Origin of the sequence: Agromyces agglutinans, from assembly GCF_009647605.1 — a bacterium.
Classification (GTDB): Bacteria; Actinomycetota; Actinomycetes; order Actinomycetales; family Microbacteriaceae; genus Agromyces; species Agromyces agglutinans.
Genome location: NZ_WJIF01000002.1, coordinates 438,090 through 458,288, shown reverse-complemented (window position 1 = coordinate 458,288; position 20,199 = coordinate 438,090). Strand labels below are relative to the sequence as shown.

Genomic DNA, 20,199 nt, shown 5'->3' with positions numbered 1-20,199 from the left:
GCCCATTCCCCCGGCGCCCATCCCCCCGGCGCCCATTTCCCGCGCCCGTTCACCCGCGCTCCTTCCGCGCTCTCCCCGGCGCACCGGGCGCCCGCGGTCGCGCCGACGTAGGCTGGCCTCGTGATCGGCAGCGAGGGCGTCAGCGAGAACACCCGTGACATCGAGGCATCCGTCGTCACCGATTTCAGCGATCGGATGAGCTACGGCGGATACCTCGACCTGTCGACCCTGCTCGCCGCGCAGCGGCCGATCTCGCGGCCCGAGCACCACGACGAGCTGCTGTTCATCGTGCAGCACCAGACCACCGAGCTGTGGCTGAAGCTCGTGCTGCACGAGCTCGAGACGGCGTGCCGGATGCTGCGGGCCGACGAGCTCGCGCCGGCGCTCAAGTGCATCGCGCGGGTCAAGCACATCCAGAAGACGCTGACCGAGCAGTGGTCGGTGCTCGCGACCCTGACGCCGACCGAGTACGGCCAGTTCCGCGGCGTGCTCGGCAACGCGAGTGGGTTCCAGTCGTACCAGTACCGCGCCGTTGAGTTCGTGCTCGGCAACAAGAACCGGCGCATGCTGCAGGTCTTCGAATCGGATGCCACGGCGAGCGCGATCCTCACACGGGCGCTCGAGGAGCCGAGCCTGTACGACGAGTTCCTGCGCCTGCTCGCGCGGGCCGGTTACCCGATCCCGGCCGACGTGCTCGACCGCGACGTGACGCTCGCCTGGACGTTCCGGCCCGAGCTCGTGCCCGTGTTCGCGTCGATCTACGCCGACACCGACGACCACTGGGCCGCGTACGAGACGTGCGAGGAGCTCGTCGACCTCGAGGACAACTTCCAGCTCTGGCGCTTCCGGCACCTGAAGACGGTCGAGCGCATCATCGGCAACAAGACCGGCACCGGCGGGTCGAGTGGGGCGTCCTTCCTGCGGCGCGCGCTCGAGCTCACGTTCTTCCCGGAGCTGTACGCCGTGCGAACCGAGATCCCGGGCTGACGGATGCCTCGGCCGGACGATCTCGGAGGGGCCGGGCCGCTCGGTCGCGGGCCGCTCGGTCGCGGGCAACTCGGTCGCGGGCCGCTCGACCTCGGGCCGCTCGCGCGGGCCGCTCGCCGTTCGCTGAACGGCGAGCACCCGGGGGAGGTCGGCATCGCGCTGCCGCCGTTGTGCGACCACCACGTGCACCTCGGGCTCGCCGACGCCGGCGCAGTGCGGGCGGGCGGCATCGCAGCCGTGCTCGACCTCGGCTGGGATCCCGCGGTCATCGCCCGCCTCGCGGCCACGGTCGACGTCCCGCGGATCGCCTTCGCGGGCGCGCTGCTCGCCGCACCCGGTGGATACCCGCTCGGGCGGTGGGGGCCGCCGACCGCGGTGCACGAGGTCGCCGAGCACGGGCACGGGCACGGGCACGGCGACCGTCTCGGTCAAGGACACGGCGACCGTCGCGCGCACGGGCCCGGCGACGGTCGTGTTCACGGCCACGATGCCGCCGGGACCCCGGCCGACCACGCGGTCCGTGAGCAGGCCGCGTTCGGGGCATCCGTCATCAAGATCACGCTCAACAGCGACGCCGGACCGGTCTTCGGCGACGACGTGCTCGCCGACGTCGTGGGCGCGGCGCGCGCGGCCGGCCTGCCGGTCGTCGCGCACGTCGAAGGCGAGGACATGGCGCGGCGCGCGATCGAGGCCGGCATCGACGCGCTCGCGCACACGCCGTGGACCGAACGGCTCGATGACGCCCTCATCGCCGAAGCGGTCGACCGCGGGCAGCGGTGGATCTCGACGCTCGACATCCACGGCTGGGGTGCGGGCGGCGCCGATCACGACCGTGCCGTCGACAACCTGCGGCGCTTCCACGCGGCCGGGGGCGTCGTGCTCTACGGCACCGACCTCGGCAATGGCGACCTGCCCGCCGGGGTGAACCCGCGGGAGGTGGCCGGGCTCGTCGCGTCCGGTCTCGACCCGGCGGCGATCCTCTCGGCCATGACGGCGGCGTGGCCCGGCGGTCGGAGCCGGTCGCGCGAGGCGGTCGACGCGCGCGAGGCATCCGTCACGGTCGACCGACGAGACGCACCCGCCGCACGCGACCCGCGCGAGAGGCACGAGAGGCACGAGGTGCACGAGGGGCACGAGGGGCACGACGCACCCGAGGCATCCGTCGCACCCGCATCGCCCGACCGACGCGATGCACCCGGCGCACGCGGCTCGTTCGACGCACGCGACGACACGCACGACCCCTTCGACGCGCTCGAGGCACTCGCGACCTTCGTGGCCGGCCCGCCGCCCGCCGCGATCGAAGACCTGGGCGCGTGGCTCGCCACCGCCCGAATCCTGCCCGCCGAGGAATTGGAACCGATCGACCGATGACGCTCGACCCGCTGCTCGCCTACGCCCGCCGCATGGATCGCGCCGACGGCCTCGCCCACTATCGCAAGCGGTTCGAGGGCGTGGCATCCGAGGTCGTCTACTTCGACGGGAACTCGCTCGGACGTCCGCCCGTCGCCGCCATCGAGCGGATGCAGCGCTTCATGACCGACGACTGGGGCGGCCGGTTGATCCGCGGCTGGGACGAAGCGTGGCTGCAGCTCCCGACCGAGATCGGCGACCGCATCGGGCGGGCCGTGATCGAGGCGAAGGCCGGGCAGACGGTCATCGGCGACTCGACGACGGTGCTGCTGTACAAGCTGGCGCGCGCGGCCGTCGATGCGCAGGTCGCGCGCGATCCGGACCGGCGCGAGATCGTGCTCGACACCGACAATTTCCCGACCGACCGCTACGTGCTCGAGGGCATCGCTCGCGAGCGCGGGCTGCGCGTGCGCTGGATCGAGGTCGAGCTCACGTCGGGCGTGACGCCCGAGCAGCTGGCCGAGGTCGCCGGGCCGCAGACCGCGCTGGTCGTGCTGTCGCACGTCGCGTACCGGTCGGCCTACCTCGCGGATGCCCCCGAGCTCACGCGGATCGCCCACGACGCGGGTGCGCTGATCCTGTGGGACCTCTGCCATTCGGCCGGCTCGGTACCGATCAAAGCGGATGCCTGGGGCTTCGACCTCGCGGTCGGATGCACCTACAAGTACCTGAACGGCGGGCCCGGCTCGCCCGCCTTCGCGTACGTGCGCGACGACCTGCAGCGCGTGCTCGAGCAGCCCATCCAGGGCTGGTTCGGCACCGCCGACCAGTTCGGGATGGGGCCGGCGTACCAGCCCGTGCCGGGCATCCGCCGGTACCTGTCGGGGACGTCGCCGATCGTCGCGATGCTGCCGATGGAGGAGACCCTCGCGATGATCGAGGAGGCCGGCATCGCCGCGCTGCGCGCGAAGTCGGTCGCCCTCACGCAGTTCGCGATCGAGCTCGCCGAGGCCTGGCTCGCGCCGCTCGGCGTCACGCTCGCGTCGCCGGGAGATCCCGCCGAGCGCGGCGGGCACGTCACCCTGCACCACGATGCGATGCGCGAGGTGACCGCGCGGCTCTGGCAGCGCGACGTGATCCCCGACTACCGCGACCCCGGCGGACTGCGCATCGGGCTCTCGCCGCTCTCGACGAGCTTCGAGGAGGTGCACCGCGGCTTCACGGCGACGGTCGAGGTGCTGCGCGGCATACTGGCCGAACGGGCAGGGCTCGGGTAGCGGTTCGGCACCGATGGCCCTCCTTTCGCTGGGGAAAACCACTTCCATTGGGGAAAACACTCGAACATACGTTCGAATGTCGCTAGAATGATGGCATGACCACGGCGGCAGCGGCAACCCCCTTCGAGACCATCGCCGCGCCGCTCGCGTTCCGTTCGACCTCGCTGGATGCCTCGGGCTCCGGCTCCGGCCCCGACGATCGCTCGCCGTACGCGCGCGCCCAAGACACGCTGTCGCGACTGGTCGATGCTGCGGCGAGCGCGCAGCGCATCGCGGCCATGCACGCCTCCGTCCAGATCCACGTGCTGCGCCTGGCGATGGACCACGCCGTGGCCGCCGCCGAAGCGTTCACCTCGCCGCGCGTCTCGGGCGAACGACGTCGCGACCTGGCGATCCGCGCCGTCATCGCCGAGTTCGCCACCGCCATGCGCATCCCCGAGCGCACCATGCAGCGGTTCGCGTCCGATGCGTGGGTGCTGACGACGCAGCTCCCCCGAACGCTCGCGGCGATGCGGTCCGGCGCGTTCGCCATGGCGCACGCTCGCGTCATCATCGAGGCGATCGAGGGGGTCGACGACGAGGCGATCGTGGCCGAGCTCGACGGCGAGCTGGCCGCCCTCTCCGAGACCGTCCCGGCGGCGACGCTCCGGCGTCGCGCCCGGCGGCTGCGCGAAGAGCTGCTGGCCGAGACGGCTGCCGAACGGCACCGTGCCGCAACCGGCGAGCGCCGCGTCGAACTCGAGCCAGCTGCCGACGGCATGGCGTGGCTGCATCTCTTCCTGCCTGTGACCGAGGCGCTGTTGATCCACCGTCGCCTCGACCAGTCGGCCCGCTCGCTTCGCCACCCTGCCGTTGCCGCCGACGGCATCGGCAATCGTGGCGCCGCGGGCGAAGGCGATGCCGACCGCCAGGGCCGCGGCGACGCTGCCGATGCGGCCAGCACCGCAGCCGGAGCGGGGGCTGGCGCGGACGTCGGCGCTGCAGTCGGTGCCGGCGTCGGTGCTGAGGCCGGTGCCGGTGCCGGTGCCGGTGCCGCAACATCCGACCGCACGCTCGAGCAGTTGCGCGCCGACGTGGCGGTCGATCTCCTGCTCGGGGTGTCCGCAGAGGCGGGCCGCGCCGACGCGACCGCACCGGTGCCGATCTCGCCGACGGTGGCGGTCACCGTCCCCGTCATGACGCTCCTCGGCGGCGACGAGCCGGGGTATCTCGAGGGCTATGGTCCGATCGATGCCGAGAGCGCACGCCGCATCGCCGCGCACGCGCCGTCGTTCCTGCGGATCCTCACCCACCCCGTGACCGGCGCGGTCCTCGACGTCGACCGTCGTTCCTATCGTCCGCCCGCCGACCTCGCGAAATGGGTTCGGCTGCGTGACGAGACCTGCCGGTTCCCCGGCTGCAACCGCAATGCCCGAGCCTGCGAGCTCGACCACACCCTCGACTGGGCCGACGGCGGGCGAACCGCGCACGACAACCTCGCGAGCCTCTGCCCGCAGCACCATCACCTGAAACACGAGACCTCATGGTCGGTGCGCCAGCTCGGCGACGGCGTCCTCGAATGGCGATCACCGAGCGGGCGCCGACATCGAAGCGACCCGGCGGTGCGCATCCGAGCGGGTGGAGCCAAGACCTCCGGAGCTGCCGAACCTCTCCCCCAGCTCGCGCCACCGTTCTGACGTATCCGCGCTGTCTCCGACGACGAGTGGGAGGAGCCCGCATCACCGTTCTCTGCGGCCCGCCGCCGCTCCACGACGAACGGGAGGCGAGCCGTCTGCCGCCGGTACCACCCGTGAGGGCCCCTGACAACCCCACCACCTCGATCGGCGGTTCGCCGTGACCCGGACGTAGCATGGCCGCATCACCCGACGGGTGAGCGCGCCCATCGGCCGCTCCCCGTCCACGAACGCCGGGAGGACATGATGACGGACACGAACCGCACGACCTCGGATGCGACGAACGCTGCGCGCGACGCAGCCGACCAGGTGAAGGATGCCGCCGCTCGCGCGACGGACGACGTGCAGGCGGCCGCGGCCCAGGCCGCGGAGAACGCCGACCGCGCCGCGAAGCGCGTGCACGGTGCCGCCGATTCGGCGATGGGCACCGCGAAGGATGCCGCGACCGAGGCGGTCGACGACACGAAGGAAACGGTCGACGACGTCCTCGACGACCTGAAGAGCGCCGCGGAGCAGGCCAGGCAGGCTGGCGCCGAGGTGCTCGACGCGGCCCAGGCCCAAGCGCAGCAGGCCTACGAGTCGGGCCGCGGGCTCGTCGATGAGGGGGTCGGCTACGTGAAGGAGAAGTACCGGGAGAATCCGGGCCTCGTGATCGCCGTCGGCGCCGCCGCAGCGGTCGCCGTGGGCCTCATCCTTCGGGCGATCACCCGCCGCTGACCGAATCCGCGAGACGCGGGGCGCGGGACGCGGGGCGCAGCACGACCACCGGCGCCGGTCGCGACGACCGGCGCCGGGCACGACGACTCCGGGCAGGTACAGGGGGTACCCGCCCGGAGTCTCCCGCGTCACCCGTGCGGCGCGGCCGTTGCGATCGGCGACTACGCGGTCGCGACGCTCATGCGCGAACGGTGGTTCACGCGGTGGCCGATCCACAGGCCGATCGCGATGACCCCGGCGAGCACGACCCCGAGGATCCAGGGCACGAGCGAAGGCACCACGCCTTCGGCACCCGCCTCGAGCTGACCGGCGCCGGCGACGAGCTCGGTCGTGCCCTCGGCGAGCGCGCTCGACCCCTCGGCGAGCTGCGACGATCCGCTCACGAGCTGCGTCGACCCGTCGGCGAGCTCGGAGGCTCCGTCGGACAGCTTCGTGACGCCGGTTGCGAGGGTGCTCGCACCGCTCGAGAGGGTCGAGGTGCCGCCCGCGAGGTTCTGCGCGCCGTCGCTCAGGCGGGTGGCGCCGGCCACGAGACCCTGCGTGCCCGAGTCCAGGCTCGCCGCGCCCGTCGCGAGCGACTGCGTGCCCGAGGCGAGTGAACCCGCGCCGGCGGCGAGCGACTGCGTGCTCGACGAGAGCGTTCCCGCGCCGTCGCGGAGCTGGGCGAGGCCCTGGCTGAGTGCGCCGACACCCGCGGCGAGCGCGGGGGCGCCCGTCGACTCACCGGCCAGGTAGGCGGTGCCGGGCCAGTCCTTGCCGTCGCCCCCGACCATGACCTTCGTCGTCGCGGCCAGGCGACCGGCACCGGCGTTCGCGTCGATGAGGCCCTGCGCGAGCTTGGGGGCGCTCCCCGCGTAGGTCGCGAGCGCGTCCATCTGGGCGCTGACGCCGGCCGAGAGCGCCTTCAGCTGCTGGAGGCCCGCATCGTCGGGAGCGTCCGAAGCCAGCTTGTCGAGTGCATCGGCCAGAGACTTCGCATTGACCGGCGCCTGGGCGGCGGCCGCGGCGATCGCGGCCTCCGATGCGGCGAGCGCGGTCACCTGGCCGGTGACGGCCGCCGAGAGCTTGGTGGAGAGTTCCGCGGCGCCCGCGTGGGTGCCGGAGGCGTACGCGTGCGCCCCACCGACGCCGGCGGCGAGCGACGTGCTCTTCTGCGCCAGCGTCGCGGCTCCGGCGGCCGCCGCCGACGCCTTCTCGTGCAGGGTGCCGGCGCCGACGACGAGCCGCGTCGCGCCGTCCGAGAGGTTCGCCGCCCCGCCGGCCGCCGAGGCGGCTCCGGTGTTGAGGCTCGCCGCGCCATCGGCGGCGGATGAGGCCCCGAGTGCGAGCGACGCGGTGCCGTCGCGCAGCGACTGGGCCCCCGCGGCCGCGGAGGCGGCACCGGTCACGAGCCGCGTCGCGCCGTCGTTCGCGGTGCCCGCGCCCTCATCGAGGCGCGCGGCGCCGTCGGCCAGCTCCTCGGCACCGTCGACGAGGGCGCCGGCGCCCGCCGCGAGCTGCTGGGATCCGTCGTCGACCTCCGCCGTTCCGGCACTGACCTGGGCGGCGCCGTCGGCGATCTTCGCGGTCGTCGCGACGTACAGGAAGACCATGGCGGCCAGCAGCGTGCTGAGCACGATCACGGCGATGCGCATGCCGATGCCGTGCGCGTGGGTGTCTGAACTCGTCATTGAGCACTCCAGTGAGAGACGCCTGCGGGCAGGCGTGATGAGGGGATGCTCGCGGACCGCCGCCGTGCTTCGGGTACGAGGGGCGGGGCGTGCCGGATGCGTCTTCGTCGATGCACCGGCCTCCGTCGCGGTCGGGAGCGGGCCGAACGTAGCAAGGAAGTCCGGGGCGGGAGTAGGTCCGCCGCGAACTTCCGTGACAACGCCTCACCGTCCCTGCCGGCAGGTCGCCGATCCTTGTGCGGTTCCTACAACGACGCTCGCGGGGGCGCGAGGCATCGCACTCCCGGCGCGCCCGATAGAATCGAGGCATCCCCACTCTCTCGACACCGGACGGAGAACCGCGGTGCCCACCATCGTCGTCGACGTGATGCCCAAGGCCGAACTGCTCGACCCCCAGGGAAAGGCGGTCGCCGGCGCACTGGCCCGCACCGGTCGTAGCGGCATCAGCGCCGTGCGCGTCGGCAAGCGCTTCGAGCTCACGGTCGACGGCCCCGTCGACGACGCGCTGAAGGCGCAGGTCCGCGAGATCGCCGAGGAGATCCTGTCCAACCAGGTCATCGAGGACGTCGTGGGCATCCACTACGAGGTCTCGAACGCCGAGCTCGTCGAGAGCGCGGCCGGCGAGGCATCCGACGGGTTCCCCGCGCCCGCCGGCGAGACCCACTGAGGCGGCGACCATGCGCATCGGCGTCATCACCTTCCCCGGCTCGCTCGACGACCGCGACGCGCAGCGCGCGGTGCGGCTCGCGGGCGGCGAGCCCGTCGCCCTCTGGCACGGCTCGCACGACCTCGAGGGCGTCGACGCCCTGATCCTGCCGGGTGGCTTCAGCTACGGCGACTACCTGCGCTGCGGCGCGATCGCCTCGCTCAGCCCGATCATGACCGAGGTCGTCGACGCGGCGAACCGCGGCATGCCCGTGCTCGGCATCTGCAACGGCTTCCAGATGCTCACCGAGGCGCACCTGCTCGAGGGCGGCCTCATCCGCAACGACCACGGCACCTTCATCTGCCGCGACCAGGTGCTGCGCGTCGACAACGCGACGACCGACTGGACGAGCGGATTCGAGGCCGGCCAGCAGATCACCATCCCGCTGAAGAACGGCGAGGGCGGGTTCATCGCGTCCGACGAGACGCTCGACCGGCTCGAGGGCGAGGGCCGCGTGGTGTTCCGCTACGTCGACGTGAACCCCAACGGGTCGCTGCGCGACATCGCCGGCATCACGAACGAGCGCGGCAACGTGGTCGGCCTCATGCCGCACCCCGAGCACGCCGTCGAGCCCGGCTTCGGCCCCGACACCCCCGCCGCGATGCGCTCGGGCGTCGACGGACTCGGGTTCTTCACCAGCGTCATCCGGCGCTCGCTCGTCGAGGCGTAGCAGCCCGCGGGGCCGACCCCGCCCACCGCGATCACGGCCCATCGGGGCTCGCGTCGTCGCCCCGCATCCGTCGATCGGATGCCACGTCGTCCGCGGCCTCGTCGTCATCGGCGATCCGCACCACCGGGATCGCCTGCGTGAACGCGAGCGCCCGCTCCTGTGCCTCGGGCGTGCCCGTGAACAGGCCGGCGCGATCGCCGTCGCCGACGGGCTCGTCGGCGACGTCGCCTTCCGCCGGTCGTGTCGCCGACGCGTCGGCCTTCACCGGCGAACTCGCCATCACCCGCCGAGTCGGCTCCGATCCGGATGCCACGTCCTCGGCGGCGCCCGCCGGCACCAGCACGCGCTGGGCGGGCTGCGCCTCGGGCTGGCTGAGCTGGATCCAGTGCACCATCTCCTCGCGCACATAGCAGCGCAGGTCGAACAGCGTCGGTGCGTCGACGGCCGTCACGAGGATGCGCACGCGCACGTAGCCGCCGACCGCGTCGGTCACCTGCAGCACCTTCGCGCGGCCGTCCCACAGGTCGGTGCGCTCGAGCACGCGGTCGAGGTGCTCGCGCATCGAGGCCGGTGACACGCGCCAGTCCAGGTCGAGTTCGACCGCACCCAGCAGCTGGCTCGAGGTCCGCGTCCAGTTCTCGAAGGGCTTGGTCGTGAAGTACGTGCACGGCAGCACGAGACGCCGGTCGTCCCACAGCCCGACGACGACGTAGTTGAGCGTGATCTCCTCGATGCGACCCCACTCGTCCTCGACGATCACGACGTCGTCGACGCGGATCGCGTCGCTGAAGGCGAGCTGCACGCCCGCGAACATGTTCGCCAGCACCGATTGCGCGGCGAGGCCCGCAACGATCGAGACGATGCCGGCGGAGGCGAGCACAGATGCCCCGAGTGCACGCACCGACTCGAAGGTGAACAGGATGATGCCGACCGCGAGCACCACGATGACCACGACGACGAGTCGTCGCACGATCTGCAGCTGGGTGCGCGCGCGTCGTGCCACCCGGTTGTCGGAGACATCGACGCGGTAGCGGCGCATGCCGAGGTCGGTGAGGAAGAGAAATCCCTGCGCGACCAGCCACGAGCCGGCGAGGATGACCGCGATCAGGAAGAGGTGGTCGATCGCCGGTCGCCACTCCTGCTCGGGGAAGGCGACCGCGACCGCGACCCACAGTCCGAGCACGAGCAGGAACGTCCGGAACGGCCACCTCGCGCGGGCCACCAGGATCCCTCCCCACTCCCGACGCCGCGCGATGGCGCGCACCACCACCGACACGAGTGCCGAGACGAGGAGCACGGCCGCGAGGACCACGAGGACCGCGACGGCGAACGAGAGCCAGGACTGCCAGGTCGGTGTCGTCACGTCAGGTGTCATCACCTCAGGCTCGCCGCTGATCGGCGCCCGGTGCAAAGCGGGCGCCACGGGTTGACAGGCCGACGGCAGGCCCCCGAGTCGGGGACCTGCCGTCGCGTGCGTCGCGCGCGCTCCGCGGAGCGCCGGGCCTCAGTACGACGCCGGGATGACCCCGTCGTCGGTCTGGTAGCCCGTCACCGGAGCGTGCGGGATCTCCTCCCACCGCGCCGGGTCCTCCTGCTGCACCTCGCCGGTCGCCATGCCGACGAGCAGCTCGTTGAGCGCCCGCACGTTCTGTTGGATCGACTTGCCACGGGCCTTCTGGCCGAGGCTGCCGTCACTCGTGTTGCCGCTCGTCTCGAAGAAGATCGCCGGGTTGCTGTGGCCCTCGGGGTTCAGGCCGTCGTGGTTCAGGCCGAGCATCATGGCCGACACGACGCCGCCCTTGATGTCGATCTCGAGGCTGCCGCCCACTTGGTACCGGTCCATGTTGACGAAGCCGGCGCGCTGGAGCTCGTCGTAGACGTGCACGTGCATCTGGCGGGTGAGCACGTCGTACGCGCCGCCCTGGATGCCCGGGAGCGTCGGCCCGCCCGGCGCGAGCGAGATGCCGAGCGAGAGCGTCACCTCGTCGCCCGTGCCGTACTCGGTCTTGAGGCCCTGGTGGTGGATGTCGACCGCGAATGCGGGGTCGACCATCGTCCAGTACTCGTAGAACGCGAGCGACTCGTCGGCCGCGAACTTGCCCACGCCCCAGTCGCGGTTGAGGTCGATCCGCTGCTCGCTGCCGTCCTGCAGGATCGTGTGCCGGATGTTGAGCTCGGACCCGTCGGGGTTGTACATCGGGATGACGTGGAACGTGTACGTCTCGCGCAGCAGCGTCGACTCGGGCGACCCGTTCGAGCCGAGGTCCTTCAGCACGGCGAGCAGCGACTCGGTGCCATAGGGCTCGTTGCCGTGGATGCGACCCTGCAGCCACACGTGCTCGGGCCCGTCGCCGACGGTGGCGACGTAGAGGTCGCGGCCCTGCTCGGAGTCGGTGACGGCCGTGCCCGCCTCCTCGAGCGTGAAGACGTCGACGCCGAACCGCGAGGTCTTCTCGAGCTTCTCGAGCTCGGCGATCAGGTCGTCGTAGGTGACGATCGAGGAGATGTTGGTGTTGCCGTTCGGCGACGGGAAGTTCGCGTCGGCGATGGCCGGGGCCGCGGCGGTGAGCGGCGCCGCGAGCGCGACGACCGCAGCGGCGGTGATCAGGGTGGTACGACGGCGGTGGTGTGGCGTGACGCCGATGTGCATGTGAGGCTCCCCGTTGAGTTCGGCGCGCCGCAGACGCGGCGCTCCGCCCTCGGGGCCCCGCCCGGAAGCGGTTTCCCGAGGACGTGCACCCGAGCGTAGGCACCCCCGGTCGGGGGGTCAAGAGAGACGATCGCTCACCGGGCCGGGCGGGCGGATGCCTCGCGCACGCGCCGTGCGCGAGGCATCCGCCCGGAGGGTCGCTACGCGGCGACCTCGTCGTCGGCCGAGCCATCGGCCGAACCGTCGGCCTCGGGCTGCTGCGGGGCATCCGAATTCACGTGGGCCTGGTACGCGGCGTGCAGCGCCGCGCCCAGCGCGGGGTCGACGTTCGTCCAGTACTGGAAGAACCGGTCGCGGATCTCGTCGATCGTGATCGCGTGCGCCTGGCCCGAGAGGGTCACGAGGAACCGCGCCCTCGCCTCGTCGGTGAAGACCTCGCGGTACAGCGTGCCCGCCTGGCCGAAGTCGCTGTCCTCGGCGTGCAGGGTCGCCGCCGTGCGCACGAGCTCGCCGTCGTTCGCCCACGAGCCCTCGGCCGCACGCGACGGGTCGGCGTGCGGGCCGCCGAAGCTGTTCGGCGCGTACACCGGGGTGCTCGGCGCGTTGAAGCCGTGGCGCTGCGCGCCGTCCTGCGAGTAGTTGTGCACGGGGGCCGCGTGCGGAGCGTTCACCGGGATCTGGTTGTAGTTCGTGCCGACGCGGTAGCGCTGCGCGTCGGGGTAGCTGAACACGCGCGCCATCAGCATCTTGTCGGGGCTGATGTCGGTGCCCGGAACCTGGTTCGCCGGGGAGAAGGCGGCCTGCTCGATCTCGGCGAAGTGGTTCTGCGGGTTGCGGTTGAGCGTGAAGTGCCCGACCGGGATGCGCGGGTAGTCGGCGTGCGGCCACACCTTGGTGAGGTCGAACGGGTTGAAGCGGTAGGTCTTCGCGTCGTCGTAGGGCATGACCTGCACCTCGACGTCCCACGTCGGGTGGTCGCCGCGCTCGATCGCCTCGTACAGGTCCCGGCGGTAGAAGTCGGCGTCGGCACCGGCGATCGCCTCGGCCTCGGCGGCCTCGATCGTCTCGACGCCCTGGCGCGCGATGAAGTGGTACTTCACCCAGAAGCGCTCCCCCTCGGCGTTGATCCACTGGTAGGTGTGCGAGCCGTAGCCGTTGACGTGACGCCACGACTTCGGCAAGCCGCGGTCGCCCATGAGGTAGGTGACCTGGTGGGCCGACTCGGGCGAGAGGGTCCAGAAGTCCCACTGCATGTCGGCGTTGCGCAGGCCCGAGCCCGGCAGGCGCTTCTGCGAGTGGATGAAGTCGGGGAACTTGATCGCGTCGCGGATGAAGAACACCGGGGTGTTGTTGCCGACGATGTCGAGGTTGCCCTCCGTCGTGTAGAACTTCAGCGCGAACCCGCGCACGTCGCGCCACGTGTCGGGCGAGCCCATCTCGCCGGCGACCGAGGAGAAGCGCAGGAGCGTCTCCGTGGTCGCGCCGGGCTGGAACACGGCCGCGCGGGTGTACTGCGAGACATCCGACGTGATGACGAGCTCGCCGAAGGCGCCGCCGCCCTTCGCGTGCACGATGCGCTCGGGGATGCGCTCGCGGTTGAACTGCGCGAGCTTCTCGACCAGGTAGCGATCGTGCAGCACGGTGGCGCCGTCGGCGCCGGCCGTGAGGGAGTGGGCGTCGCTCGCGACCGGGGTGCCGGTCTGCGTCGTCGTGGCGGGCGGGGTGGAGTGCTCCGACATGTCGTCCTTCTTTCTCGGTGGGATCTCGGTGGGTCGGGTGGGTCGGGTGGGTCGGGTGCGTGCCGGGCGGCGCGCGGGCACGCCGATCACCGCCTCGGCGAGGCGGTCGTTCACAGGCGATCGTTCACGGGCGTCGCGACGGGTCGCGACCGGTCAGGTCAGGCGGATGCCACGGGTGCGGGTGTTTCGAGGGCGGATGCCTCGGCGGCGGATGCCTCGGGGGCGGATGCCTCGAGCGCGGATGCCTCGAGCGCGACGCGGCAGTCGGCGCAGAGCCCCCAGAAGGTGACCTCGGCGGTGTGGATCGCGAACCCGCTCGCGGCACCGGTCGACTCGCCGGGAACGAGGCAGGGCGGCTCGCCGACCACGCACTCGACGTCGGCGACGGCCCGGCAGCGCGTGCAGACGACATGGTGGTGGTTGTCGCCGATGCGGCTTTCATAGAGCGCCGGCGAACCGGCGGGCTCGATGCGACGCAGGAGTCCCGCGTCGGTGAGCGCGCCGAGCACGTTGTAGACCGACTGCAGCGAGGTGCCCGGCAGCTCCCCGGTGATGCGGGCGTGCACGGCGTCGGCGTCGAGGTGACCGGCGCCGGCGACGGCCTGCAGCACCGCGAGTCGCGGCGCGGTCACCTTGAGCCCGACGGCTCGCAGCCTCGCGCCGGCCTCTGGCGCGGCATCCGTCGTGGTCATGTCAGCACCGTAGCAGTTGTTTTGAATCACTCAAAACAACTGAGGGGATGTCACGCGACCGCCACGCTCGGAGCGCCCGCCCCCGAGTCAGTACTGCAGCAGGCTGCGCACCTCGTACGCGCCGCCGGAAGCCCGATCCAGTGCTTCACGGCCGCCGAGGCCCTCGAGCTCGATCGCGACCGAGATGCCGGCGACGACCCAGCCGGCCCGCTCGACCAGGCGTGCGGCGGCGCCGACGGTGCCGCCGGTCGCGAGCACGTCGTCGACGATCAGCACGCGCGAGCCCGGCGGCAGTTCACCCTCGTGCACCTCGAGCGCGGCGGTGCCGTACTCGAGCGCGTACTCCTCGCTCAGCACCGCACGCGGCAGCTTGCCCGCCTTGCGCACCGGCAGCACGCCGGCACCGCAGAGCACCGAGGCGGCGCCGGCCAGCAGGAATCCGCGAGCCTCGACACCGCCGAGGTGTTCGAAACGACCGGCGAACGGCTCGGTGATCGCCTCGGCGAGCGCGTGGAACGCCGGCCCGTCGGCGAAGACCGGCGTCAGGTCGCGGAACAGGATGCCCGGGGTCGGGAAGTCGGGGATCACCGCGAGGCGGGACTCGACGAGCACCATCGCGGACTCGCGGGTCGACTCGCTCGCGGACTCGCGGGTCGACGCGATCGCGGACTCCGTCGGGGATTCGCTCGCGGATTCGCCGGCGGCGCGGTCATCGGATTCGGGCGCGTTCACCGGCCAAGGTTATCGTGGGGGCGCCGCCCGCCCCTTCCCCCCGAGTAGTCCACCCGTGTCCCCGAAGCGCCTGTTCCGCGCCCTCGCCGTCGCCGAGGCCGTGACCTGGACGATCCTGATCGTCGCGATGATCCTCAAGTACGGCGCGGGCCTCGACCTCGCCGTCACGATCGGCGGGGCGATCCACGGCTTCGTGTTCCTCGCCTACGCCGTGAACGTCGTCCTCGTCGGCGTCAACCAGCGCTGGGGCCTCGGGCTGATCGCGCTCGGCGTCGTCACCGCGGTGGTGCCGTACGCCACGATCCCGTTCGAGATCGCGATGGCCCGCCGGGGCCGGCTCGAGGGCGACTGGCGGCGCGAGGCATCCGATCACCCGGCCGACGGTTCGCTCGTGAACCGGATGCTGCGCTGGTTCCTCGCGCGGCCCGTGCTGCTGACGATCGTCGCCGTGCTCGGCGTCGCCGCGGTCTTCATGGCGCTGCTCGTCGTCGGCCCGCCCGGCGGCGAGAAGGCGTAGACGGCCCCGCGAGCGACCCGATCCGACCCTACGAACGGGCGCGGTCGCGCGGGAACACCCAGCGCAGGGCCCCGTTGCCGGGCTCACCGGCCGCGAGTCGCCGGTCCAGGTAGCGCATCACGAGCGACGCGGCGATGAGTGCGGCTCCGAGCGGCGGGAGCGTCACCTCCAGGACCGACAGCACCTTCGCGAGGAATGCGTAGGCGAACGACCACGCCTCGGTGTTCGGCGTCATGACCGCATTCAGCACGTCGGCGGCGAACACGAGCAGCAATGCACCGCCGACGAGCAGGCCGATGCCCCACCACAGCACGGTCGTCGGCATCGGGTCGCGTTCGCGCGTCATCGCACTCCTCCCAGGGCGTCGCCGATCACAGGGGATGCCACCGGCTGGCGCCCATCCTGCCACGGCCGGTGTCGTCGGCGGTTACGACGTGAGCGTGCCCGGCGCCAGCCCGAGCGCCCACTCGGCGGCGTCGGCGACGAACCGCTCGTACGCCTCGTGTGCGAACCCGCCGGTGTCGTTGACGTACGCGCCGTGCCCGTCGATCGCGATGAGGATGCGCACGCACGCGGCGAGCGGGTCGTTGCAGTGCACGCTGCCGTCGGCCACGGCCGCCTCGATGATCGCCAGGAGGCTCGAGACGTTGAGCTGCTCCTGCTCGTGCACCGCCTCGGCGAGCGCCGGGGTGAACCGTGACAGGTGCCGGGCGTTGAGCCAGAGCTTCGAGAGCGGGTCGGACGATGGCGCCTGCATGTCTCGCACGAACGTCGCGATGCGCTCGAGCGGGGCGCCGTTCGCGGGGTGGGTCGTTTCGCGCTCGCCCTCGGCAGCGCGCACGAACGCCGCGATCACGAGGTCTTCCGCCGACGGGAAGTAATGCGTGATGAGACCTGGGCGCACGCCGATGCGCTCGGCGACGGCGCGCAGCGTGATGCCCTCCAGCCCCTCGGCGAGCGCGATCTCGGCGGCCGCGGCGAGGATCTCGGCTCGGCGCTCGTCGGGGTGCTTGCGCACCCGTCGCGCATCGGGGCTTGACACCATGCCGGCCATGCTATTGGATGTGTGACCAATAGTCTATTGACCTCTTGACCAATAGCGGGCGCATCCCCGTCTCGGCACCACAGGCGACGGAGCCGCCGAAGCCGCCCGACCGCGACGACGAGGTCGTGCCGCCCCGAGAGGAACCCCGTGTCACACGAAGCGCAGACCACGAACGCTCCATCGTCCTCGGCCGAGGGGCCGTCCTCGGCCGAGGGGCGCGCCGACGCCGCGACCCGCCCCGAGACGCGCGGCATCGAGCTGATCGGGGCCGCTGAGCGCCGCGGCCGCGCCCGCGATCTCTTCTTCGTCTGGGCGGCGCCGAGCGTCAGCATCCTGAACTTCACCGTCGGCGCGACCCTCGTGCTGCTGGGCCTCGAGCTCTGGCAGGCCGTGCTCGTCGTCATCGCGGGCTCGGCGCTCTGGGTGTTCCCCGGCATCATCGCGATCAGCGGGCCCGCCGCCGGCACGTCCGGGTCGGTCATCACGCGGGCCGTCTACGGCATCATCGGCAACAAGCCCGTCGTGACCTTCACCGGCTGGCTGATCGGCGCGGTGTTCCTCGCCCTCAACTGGCTGGCCTCGTCGTTCCTCGGCGCCGATCTCCTCGCCGGCATCGGGCTCTCCGACCCGGTCGTCGTACCCATCGTCGTGACCCTCGTCATCTCGGCGGTCACGGTGCTCGTCGCCGTCTACGGCCATGCGCTCATCGTGCGGGTCTACTCGTGGCTCGCGATCGTGCTCGCCGTGATCTTCGCCACGGTGACGGCGTTCATCCTGCCCCAGGTGGACTGGAGCTACCGGGCGGCCGAGCCGTTGTCCGGCGTGCCGCTCTGGTCGGCCGTCACGATCGGGTTCACGCTCGTCGCCTCGGCCCCGATCTCGTACATCAACAGCCCCGACATCGCCCGGTACCTGCCGCGCTCGACCAAGCCGTCGCACATCATCGCCGCCACCGCGCTCGGCGGCGCACTGCCGGGCATGGTGTTCACCGTCGTCGGCGTGCTGCTCGGGACCGCGGTGATGGACCGGATGGACGCCGGCATCGAATCGGCGCTCCTCGGGCTGCTGCCGTCGTGGCTCGTGCCGGTGTTCGTCATCGGCGTCATCGTCAACACCGTCGCCCTCAACGGCATGACGACGTACACGTCGAGCATGGCGCTGCAGGCGATCGGCATCCCCCTCCGGCGCATCCCCGCCGCGATCGTGGTGGGCCTGATCGGCACGGCGCTGACGATCTACCTCGTGCTCTCGACCAGCCTCCTCGACGCCGTCAACCTGATGCTCCAGTTCCTCGTGATCGTGTCGGCCCCGACGATGGCGGTGTTCGTCACCGACGTCGTGCTGCGCCGCAACCGCTACGACGGCGCCGACCTCTTCGACGCCGAGCGCGGCGGACGCTTCTGGTACACCGGCGGGTGGAGCATCCCAGGCGTGGCGGCCGTGCTCACCGGCGGCATCGCGACCGCGCTGTGCTTGTCGACCACCGCCTGGACCGGCCCGATCTCGCAGGCGCTCGGCTTCATCGACCTGTCGGTGCCGGTCGGCATGCTCTTGGCGGCGGGCCTCTATGCTCTGCTGTTGCGCACCCCGCTCGCGAAGGATGGACGCCCATGAACACCGTCTACACCCACGGCCGCATCTTCACCGCCGACGCGCGCCGCTGGGCGACCGCGATCGTGGTGCGCGACGGCCGCGTCGCCTACGTCGGCGACGACGACACCGCACGGCGGATCGCCGGCACCGGGGAGACCGTGAACCGGGTCGACCTCGGCGGCGCCACCGTGCTGCCCGGGTTCGTCGACGGGCACGCGCACGTCGTCGGCACCGGCGAGACGGCCGGCCAGGTCGACCTGTGGGGCGCCGACACCGCCGAGGAGATCCAGCGCCGCATCCGAGACTTCGCCGACGAGCATCCGGATGCCCCGCGCATCCGCGCCCAGGGCTGGCAGCACGCCGCCGTCGGCGGTCGCCCGACCCGGGAGCTGCTCGACGCGGCCGTCGCCGACCGGCCGGTGTACGCCGATGCCTACGATTTCCACTCGATCTGGCTGAACACCGCGGCCCTCGTCGAGACCGGCATCGGCGACGACACCGCCGACCCTGCGGGCGGCATGATCCACCGCGACGCCGAAGGGCACGCCACCGGCCTCGTCGACGAGACCGCCATGCACCTGCTGGTGGCGCCCGTGCTCGCCGGATTCACGACCGACGACGACCGCGACGCGGCGCTCGCCGCAGCCCTGCGCGGGTACGCGGCGACCGGCGTCACCGCGACGACCGACATGGGTCTCGACGAAGACGACCTCGCCACGATGGTGCGCGCCGAGCAGGCCGGCACGCTCACCGCCCGCATCGCCGGTCACTGGCGCGTGCAGCCCACCGGCGACGAGGCGCAGAACCTGACTCAGGTCGCGCGTGCCGTCGAGCTCGCCGCCACCCACGCATCGGAGTGGCTGCGGGTCGTGGGCATCAAGGTCATGATCGACGGCACGGTCGACGGCTGCACGGCGGCCGTCGGCCACCCGTACGCAGACGGCAGCGATCCCGACCCGGTCTGGAGCCTCGACGAGCTCGCGCCGGTCGTCGCGGCGGCCGATGCGGCCGGCCTGCAGGTCGCCATGCACGCGATCGGCGACGAGGCCGCGCGCATCGCGATCTCGGCCGTCGAGCACGCGATCGCCGTGAACGGCCCGCGGCACCGCCGCCACCGCATCGAGCACCTCGAGGTGGTCGAGCGTGCCGACATCGACCGGCTGGCCGCGCTCGGCATCACCGCGAGCATGCAGCCCGTGCACGCCGACCCCGCGATCCAGGCCAACTGGCGCGCGATGCTCGGCGATGAGCGTGTCGATCGCGGCTTCCCGTGGCCCGAGATGACCGGCGCCGGCGCCCCGCTGGTGTTCGGCACGGATTCGCCGACGTCGCCGTACGCGCCGCTGCCCAACATGTTCATCGCCGCGACGAGGCGCTCGGCGCTCGACCCCTCGCTGCCCGCGAACCTCCCGGCCTACGCGCTGCCGCTCATGACCGCGATCGAGCACGCGACGCGCGACGCGGCGTGGGCGTGCGGCGCCGAGGCGTCGTACGGCCGCATCGCCGCGGGCCTCCACGCCGACTTCATCGTGCTCGACCGCGATGTGTTCGGCGCCGCGCCCGACGAGCTGCTCGAGGCGCGAGTCATCCGCACCGTGGTCGGCGGACGCACGGTGCACGAGGCGTAGCGGCCCCCCTCGATCGACCCCGCAATAGACTGCGGTACCGACCGAATGGTGAGCGAGGAGCCGAGCATGTCAGGCGGATCACGGACCGGGCCCTACCTCTGCGGCATCGACGCGGCGCTCGACGTCGTCAGCGGCAAATGGAAGGGCCTCGTGCTCTGGGAGCTGCACGAGCACGGCACGCGGCGGTTCGGCGAGCTGCGTCGCGCGCTGCCCGGCGTGAGCGAGAAGATGCTCACCCAGCACCTGCGCCAGATGGAGGAGGACGGCCTGGTCCATCGCGAGGTGCACGCCGAGGTCCCGCCCAGGGTCGAGTACTCGCTCACCGAGACCGGTGCGTCGCTGCTCGAAGCACTGCTGCCGCTCGGCGAGTGGGGACGGGCTCGTATCGAGCGCGATGGGTTGTCCGTCAACGAGAGCCCCGCGATGTCGACCGCCCCCTGAGCGCGGCGGGTGGGGCCGCGTGCCTCGGCGACCCGGAGCGCCCGCACCGGGGCACGTAGACTGGTCGGGTCAGGCATCCGCCCGCGGCATCCGTTCTCGGCATCGTTCGCCG

The 20,199-nt window shown here is 72.1% G+C and carries 19 protein-coding genes; 11 read left to right on the top strand and 8 right to left on the bottom strand.

What is annotated here, in order from left to right; translation table 11 throughout:
- Nucleotides 1-120 precede the first annotated feature (120 nt).
- The 5 genes from kynA (at nt 121) to GE115_RS05295 (ending at nt 6,004) form a co-directional block, all read left to right on the top strand.
- Nucleotides 121-987 (top strand): tryptophan 2,3-dioxygenase, encoded by an 867-nt coding sequence (gene kynA, locus GE115_RS05315; protein WP_312854919.1) that lies wholly within the window; start codon nt 121-123, stop codon nt 985-987.
- A 3-nt stretch (nt 988-990) separates the two neighbouring features.
- Complete coding sequence (locus GE115_RS05310; RefSeq protein ID WP_153683722.1) at nt 991-2,358, top strand: amidohydrolase family protein; 1,368 nt, start codon at nt 991-993, stop codon at nt 2,356-2,358.
- The gene (locus GE115_RS05305; protein WP_153683721.1) at nt 2,355-3,614 is read left to right on the top strand and encodes a kynureninase; all 1,260 of its coding nucleotides are present in this window, start codon (nt 2,355-2,357) and stop codon (nt 3,612-3,614) included. The genes GE115_RS05310 and GE115_RS05305 overlap by 4 nt, the downstream gene beginning before the upstream one ends.
- Nucleotides 3,615-3,709: 95 nt before the next feature.
- A complete protein-coding gene (locus GE115_RS05300) occupies nt 3,710-5,290 on the top strand; it encodes an HNH endonuclease signature motif containing protein (RefSeq protein ID WP_153683720.1) in 1,581 nt (526 codons plus the stop codon).
- 243 nt (nt 5,291-5,533) lie between these two features.
- Nucleotides 5,534-6,004, top strand: a complete 471-nt coding sequence (locus tag GE115_RS05295; protein WP_153683719.1) for a hypothetical protein — start codon at nt 5,534-5,536, stop codon at nt 6,002-6,004.
- 161 nt (nt 6,005-6,165) lie between these two features.
- Here GE115_RS05295 and GE115_RS05290 read toward each other — a convergent pair whose 3' ends face one another.
- The gene (locus GE115_RS05290) at nt 6,166-7,674 is read right to left on the bottom strand and encodes a YhgE/Pip domain-containing protein (RefSeq protein ID WP_153683718.1); all 1,509 of its coding nucleotides are present in this window, start codon (nt 7,672-7,674) and stop codon (nt 6,166-6,168) included.
- A gap of 343 nt (nt 7,675-8,017) precedes the next feature.
- Here GE115_RS05290 and purS point away from each other — a divergent pair, with 343 nt between their 5' ends.
- Nucleotides 8,018-8,341 carry a phosphoribosylformylglycinamidine synthase subunit PurS gene (gene purS, locus GE115_RS05285; protein ID WP_312854918.1) on the top strand — a complete coding sequence of 108 codons (324 nt, stop codon included), beginning with the start codon at nt 8,018-8,020 and terminating at the stop codon, nt 8,339-8,341.
- Nucleotides 8,342-8,351: 10 nt separating this feature from the next.
- Nucleotides 8,352-9,050 carry a phosphoribosylformylglycinamidine synthase subunit PurQ gene (gene purQ / locus GE115_RS05280; RefSeq protein ID WP_153683717.1) on the top strand — a complete coding sequence of 233 codons (699 nt, stop codon included), beginning with the start codon at nt 8,352-8,354 and terminating at the stop codon, nt 9,048-9,050.
- Nucleotides 9,051-9,081: 31 nt separating this feature from the next.
- On the opposite strand, the gene GE115_RS05275 is transcribed toward purQ, so the two are convergent.
- The 5 genes from GE115_RS05275 to GE115_RS05255 form a co-directional block, all read right to left on the bottom strand.
- Nucleotides 9,082-10,425, bottom strand: coding sequence for a mechanosensitive ion channel family protein (locus GE115_RS05275; RefSeq protein ID WP_153683716.1), 1,344 nt, complete (start codon nt 10,423-10,425; stop codon nt 9,082-9,084).
- 129 nt (nt 10,426-10,554) lie between these two features.
- Complete coding sequence (locus GE115_RS05270) at nt 10,555-11,700, bottom strand: M14 family zinc carboxypeptidase (protein WP_153683715.1); 1,146 nt, start codon at nt 11,698-11,700, stop codon at nt 10,555-10,557.
- Nucleotides 11,701-11,900: 200 nt separating this feature from the next.
- Nucleotides 11,901-13,439 carry a catalase gene (locus GE115_RS05265; protein WP_153683714.1) on the bottom strand — a complete coding sequence of 513 codons (1,539 nt, stop codon included), beginning with the start codon at nt 13,437-13,439 and terminating at the stop codon, nt 11,901-11,903.
- Between the two features lie 158 nt (nt 13,440-13,597).
- Nucleotides 13,598-14,131, bottom strand: a complete 534-nt coding sequence (locus GE115_RS05260; protein WP_153683713.1) for a Fur family transcriptional regulator — start codon at nt 14,129-14,131, stop codon at nt 13,598-13,600.
- An 87-nt stretch (nt 14,132-14,218) separates the two neighbouring features.
- The gene (locus GE115_RS05255; protein WP_153683712.1) at nt 14,219-14,746 is read right to left on the bottom strand and encodes an adenine phosphoribosyltransferase; all 528 of its coding nucleotides are present in this window, start codon (nt 14,744-14,746) and stop codon (nt 14,219-14,221) included.
- Between the two features lie 172 nt (nt 14,747-14,918).
- On the opposite strand from GE115_RS05255, the gene GE115_RS18760 reads away from it, so the two are divergent.
- Nucleotides 14,919-15,380: a DUF3817 domain-containing protein gene (locus GE115_RS18760; protein WP_312854917.1), complete on the top strand. Its 462-nt coding sequence runs from the start codon at nt 14,919-14,921 to the stop codon at nt 15,378-15,380.
- Nucleotides 15,381-15,408: 28 nt separating this feature from the next.
- Here the strand turns inward: GE115_RS18760 and GE115_RS05245 are convergent, their stop codons facing one another.
- Entirely contained in the window at nt 15,409-15,726 is a 318-nt protein-coding gene (locus GE115_RS05245; protein WP_153683710.1) for a hypothetical protein, read from the bottom strand.
- 81 nt (nt 15,727-15,807) lie between these two features.
- Nucleotides 15,808-16,425, bottom strand: a complete 618-nt coding sequence (locus GE115_RS05240) for a TetR/AcrR family transcriptional regulator (RefSeq protein ID WP_153683709.1) — start codon at nt 16,423-16,425, stop codon at nt 15,808-15,810.
- A 252-nt stretch (nt 16,426-16,677) separates the two neighbouring features.
- Here GE115_RS05240 and GE115_RS05235 point away from each other — a divergent pair, with 252 nt between their 5' ends.
- The 3 genes from GE115_RS05235 (at nt 16,678) to GE115_RS05225 (ending at nt 20,087) form a co-directional block, all read left to right on the top strand.
- Nucleotides 16,678-18,039: a purine-cytosine permease family protein gene (locus tag GE115_RS05235; protein ID WP_312854950.1), complete on the top strand. Its 1,362-nt coding sequence runs from the start codon at nt 16,678-16,680 to the stop codon at nt 18,037-18,039.
- The gene (locus GE115_RS05230; RefSeq protein WP_153683708.1) at nt 18,036-19,646 is read left to right on the top strand and encodes an amidohydrolase; all 1,611 of its coding nucleotides are present in this window, start codon (nt 18,036-18,038) and stop codon (nt 19,644-19,646) included. The genes GE115_RS05235 and GE115_RS05230 overlap by 4 nt, the downstream gene beginning before the upstream one ends.
- Nucleotides 19,647-19,712: 66 nt before the next feature.
- Nucleotides 19,713-20,087 (top strand): winged helix-turn-helix transcriptional regulator, encoded by a 375-nt coding sequence (locus GE115_RS05225; RefSeq protein WP_153683707.1) that lies wholly within the window; start codon nt 19,713-19,715, stop codon nt 20,085-20,087.
- Nucleotides 20,088-20,199 lie beyond the last annotated feature (112 nt).